Below are 4,173 nucleotides of genomic sequence, written 5' to 3' on the forward strand. Positions count from 1 at the left end.
CAATAGCGGCGGACAGAATCAGTCCGGCGGAGGTGGCTTCGGCGGCGGTGGCGGTGGACAAGGCGGCGGCGGTGGCGGCGGGTTCTTCAATGTCGCGCCGGAAAAGGTCGCAAACTTGAAAGTGCCTTGCGTCTGCTTGGAGCACGGCAAAGACGAACCCCGCGCGGCGATCCCCTACAAGATCGTGCCGCTCACCGAAGTCAACTCCGACGCACGGTTGGCCGCGCTCTTGAGGTCGTTCGCGGAAGGCGAGTGCGATCAACGCACCGCGCAGGCGGCTGCCTGGCACTTCACCGACGAAATGAGCTTCGAAGAATTGGCCGCGAAGCGGATCGAACGGATCGGCGGCGCGAGCTACCCATACTTCAGCGAGGCGGAAATCCGCGGCGCGATGGCGATGGCCAGCGCGGCGACGATTGCCGCCGAGGAAGCCTCGAAGAGCAAGGAATCGCCTTCGTTAAGCCAGTCGCCAGAGTCCTTTGAAATTTCCCGCCAAGCCGAGTAACGTACGGGCGGAAAAAAGAAGCATCCCCAACAGGCCCGGCAATTTGCCGGGCCTGTTGCATTGAAGCTTTGCGCCGACTCGCGAAACGCATCCAAAGCTGCTAATCTGTCGAAGGCCCGTCGCGGCCGCCGCAAGATCCCGCCTGACCGCTGTACTGGAGACCGTCCCCATGACGCACCACTTCTCCCGGCGAACCTTTCTGCATGGCTTAGGCGTTACGATGGCGCTGCCGTGGATGGAATCGCGCAACGTCTGGGGAGATGAGCCGACCGCGGCGCGCGAGCCCGGCAGTTCGGCCCCGGTGCGATTGGCCGTGCTGTTCTCCGGCAATGGCTTTCATAGTAAAGAGTGGTGGGCCGAAGGAACCGGCAGCGAGATGCGGCTGGGCAAGGTGCTCTCGCCGCTGGAAGATTTCCGCGACCGAATGCTGTTCATCCGCGGGCTACAAAATGCCGAAGCGCTCAAGGGCAACATCCACAGCTCGCAGACCGGCAACTTGCTCTCCGGCGCGCCACTGGCCGCGGGAGGCGAGATTCGCTCCGGCACCAGTATCGATCAACTCGTCGCGCAACGCTACGGACATTCCACCAAGGTGCCGAGCCTGGTGTTGGGTTGCGAGAAATCGAACCCGTCGGTGCACAAGAATTATTCGATGATCTACAGCTCGCACATTTCGTGGAGCTCGCCGACGACGCCGACGCCGTTGGAGTTGTACCCCGCGTTGGCCTTTGACCGGCTGTTCAAAGACAGTGTGGAGCAAGGCGATCAAAGCGTGTTGGACGCCGTGCTGGCCGACGCGCAGGATTTCCGCCGCAAGATCTCTCGGGCGGATCAGCAGAAGCTGGACGAGTATTTGGATTCGGTGCGCGAAGTCGAGCAGCGGATCGATCAGGCGGGAAGACGCGGCGAATTCCAAGGTTGGCGGCCCACGCTCGATGCCCCCAACATTCCGCGGCCGGCCGATGGCATTCCGCAGGATATCGCCGAGCACATGAAGCTGATGTGCGACATCCTCGTCTTGGGCTTCCAGACCGACACGACGCGGGTTTGCACGCTTAAGCTCAATAACGACCACAGCTCGCTGCGGTTCCCGCACCTGAACGTCGACTACATGATTCACCACCTGCTGTCGCACTCCGATACGGAGGATTGGCTCAAGGTGAATCAGTTCTTTCTGGAGCAACTAGCCTACGTCGCCCGGAAGCTGGACGCGATTCAGGAAGGAGAGCGGACGGCGCTCGACAACTCGATGATTTTGTACTGCTCCAGCATGCTGACCGGCGGCCACGACGCGACCAACCTCCCGGTCGTACTACTGGGCGGAGCGGGCGGGCAATTGGAAGGTGGCCGGGTGATCGACTACCGCGAAAAATCGAACCGCCAGATGTGCGGCCTGTACCTCTCGATGCTCGACAAATGCGGCATCCAAGCCAACCAATTCGGCGACGCAGCGGACCGGATGCCGGAGGTCTGAGCAGCGGAATGATGCAATACGATTGCGGTGCTCGGGTGCCACTGGCGGCTTGCCCGCCAGTGCCAGAGTTGACGCCGCTACACACTGGCGGACGAGCCGCCAGTGGCACCCCGTTCGTCACTTTTGACAGGGCTTCAGGCGTGCCCAAGCGGCATTTTTCACGCTCCGTAACTAGGCCCCGCTCGGGTCCCAGGTTATTATCATAAGCTCCGGTCACGGCGTGGTCGCGCGTTGCCGGAGTCCCGCCAGAAGCCCCGTTTCGCGGGCACGCGATTGCAGATCGCGCGCCGCAACGGTACTTGTCCCATTTTCGCCGCCCCACCCACCGTGAGTTGCTGACGATGATGCCCCACCTCCATCGCCTGTTGAGCACTTTGGCCGCCGTGTTCGTGCTGCTTTCCGCGGGAAGTAGCGTCGCCTCGGCCGCCGACCCCTGGGTCGTCTACCAGGGACAAAGCGGTCCCGGTGCCGGCAAGCACATCGTGCTCGTCAGCGGCGACGAGGAATACCGCTCCGAGGAAGCGCTGCCGATGCTCGGCAAACTGCTGGCCGCGCGGCACGGGTTCAAATGCACGGTGCTGTTCGCCATCGATCCCGACACCGGCGAAATCAACCCCGGCCAGGTGGATAATATCCCCGGCCTGGAAGCGCTCGACTCGGCCGATCTGTTGGTCTTGTTTACGCGATTCCGCAATCTGCCGGACGAGCAGATGAAGCACGTCGACGACTATCTCAAGGCCGGCAAGCCGGTGCTGGGAATTCGCACCGCGACCCATGCTTTCAATGTGCCTGAGGGGCGCGCGTACCGCCGGTGGAGCTACAACTTCGACGGCGACTCCTTCAAGCACGGCCTGGGCCAGCAAGTGCTCGGAGAAACTTGGGTGAACCACCACGGCAATCACGGCCACGAAAGCACGCGCGGCATCTTCGCGCCGGCAGCCAAGGAACACGCGATTCTCCGCGGCATCCACGACGGCGAAATCTGGGGCGACACGGATGTCTACACCGTCGACTTGCCGATGCCGGAATCGGTGACGCCGCTGGTCTACGGCCAGGTTCTCAAGGGCATGAAGCCGGACGACGCGCCCGTCGAAGGCAAGAAGAATGACCCGATGATGCCAATCGCCTGGCTGAACAAATATCGCTACGACGGCGCGGAGGGCGCGGCGTTTTGTTCGACGCTGGGCGCGGCGACCGACCTGGCTACGCCGGCTTCGCGACGCTTGCTCGTCAACGCCGCGTACTACCTGCTCGGCATGGACGTGCCGGCCGCGGGAACGGACGTGGAACTCGTGGGCGCATTCCAGCCGACCAAATTTCGTGCCGGCGGCCATCGCCCGGGCGTGAAGCCGGAGCAATTGGCATGGGCCGAAGCGGGTACTGCCGAAGCGGCGGGCAGCGCGACGGCCTTCACGTTGGAAAAGGGAGATCACATCTGCATCCTCGGCGGCACGGTCGCCGAACGGATGACGCATTTCGGCTGGCTCGAAACGCGGCTCCAATCGCGCTTTCCGGAACACCAACTGGTAATTCGCAATCTCGGCTATTCGGCCGACGAGATCGACGGGTTCCGCAACTTCGATCATCGGCTGCGCTCGATGGATTTCGGTTCACAGGACCAATGGCTGGCGGGAGCAGCGGGCGTGCCGCAACCGGACAAGCTCTCGCCGCGCGATCAAGGCAAGGTCAGCGAAAACCGCTTCGGCCTGACGGAAACCAAGGCCGACGTGATCTTCGCCTGCTACGGTTACAACGAATCGTTCGCGGGTGAAGAGGGCTTGGAAGCGTTCAAAAAGAACGCCGCGGACTTCATCACGCACACGCTGGGACAGAAGTACAACGGCCATTCAGCGCCGCGATTGGTGCTCGTTTCTCCGCTCGCGATGGAACACGTGCTCGATGCCAATCTGCCGACCACGGAGCAAGTTGCCGCCACGAACCAGCGCATCCGCATGTACGCTGACGCGCTCGCCGAAGTCGCCAAGGCCCATGCCGTGCCGTTTCTGGATATCTACGAGGCGACCGCCGGCGAACGGGCGCCGGAACATGCGCTCACGATTAACGGCGTACATCAGAACGTCGAGGGGGATGCGCTGATCGCCGCGGCGATCGAACAGCAGTTGTTCCCGAACGGCCCGATGATCAAACGCGACGCCGCCGCGCTGGAAGCGCTGCGGGCCGCGGTGGTGGACAA

The 4,173-nt window shown here is 62.8% G+C and carries 3 protein-coding genes; all 3 read left to right on the forward strand.

The genetic code is table 11. The annotated features are described in order from the left end of the window. Window positions 1-505, forward strand: a 505-nt coding sequence (locus SGJ19_11620) for a hypothetical protein (GenBank protein MDZ4780893.1), incomplete at its 5' end; no start/stop codon positions are given. A gap of 169 nt (window positions 506-674) precedes the next feature. Continuing rightward, window positions 675-1,979 carry a DUF1552 domain-containing protein gene (locus SGJ19_11625; protein MDZ4780894.1) on the forward strand — a complete coding sequence of 435 codons (1,305 nt, stop codon included), beginning with the start codon at window positions 675-677 and terminating at the stop codon, window positions 1,977-1,979. A 341-nt stretch (window positions 1,980-2,320) separates the two neighbouring features. After that, the coding region (locus SGJ19_11630) for a GDSL-type esterase/lipase family protein (GenBank protein ID MDZ4780895.1) at window positions 2,321-4,173 on the forward strand (1,853 nt) is incomplete at its 3' end.

This window comes from Planctomycetia bacterium (assembly GCA_034440135.1).
Taxonomy (GTDB): Bacteria; Planctomycetota; Planctomycetia; order Pirellulales; family JALHLM01; genus JALHLM01.